The organism is Streptomyces sp. DH12, from assembly GCF_020873895.1.
In the GTDB taxonomy this organism is placed as follows: domain Bacteria; phylum Actinomycetota; class Actinomycetes; order Streptomycetales; family Streptomycetaceae; genus Streptomyces.
Window position 1 is genome coordinate 1 of record NZ_JAHWGT010001373.1, and the last position, 419, is coordinate 419.

The 419-nt window shown below is 69.9% G+C and carries 1 protein-coding gene; it reads left to right on the forward strand.

Annotated elements, in window-relative coordinates; genetic code table 11:
- On the forward strand, positions 1–419 hold a 419-nt coding region (locus tag LPA54_RS40135; RefSeq protein ID WP_228985360.1), incomplete at both ends, for a molybdopterin cofactor-binding domain-containing protein.

Genomic DNA, 419 nt, shown 5'->3' on the forward strand with positions numbered 1-419 from the left:
GGTGGACGTCCTCGGCGACGAGGCCGTCGAGGTCGAGGAGGAGTGGCGGCACCGGCCGACCGAACCCTTCGACCTGCGCACCGGCCAGGGCAACGGACACGTCCAGTACTCCTTCGCCGCGCACCGCGCCGTCGTCGAGGTCGACACCGAACTCGGCCTGGTGAAGGTGATCGAGCTGGCCTGCGCCCAGGACGTCGGCAAGGCGCTGAACCCGCTGTCGGTCGTGGGCCAGATCCAGGGCGGGACCACCCAGGGCCTGGGCGTCGCGGTCATGGAGGAGATCCTGGTCGACCCGCGGACGGCGAAGGTACAAAACCCGTCCTTCACGGACTACCTCATCCCGACGATCCTCGACACCCCGACCATCCCGGTCGACGTCCTGGAACTGGCCGACGACCACGCGCCGTACGGCCTCCGGG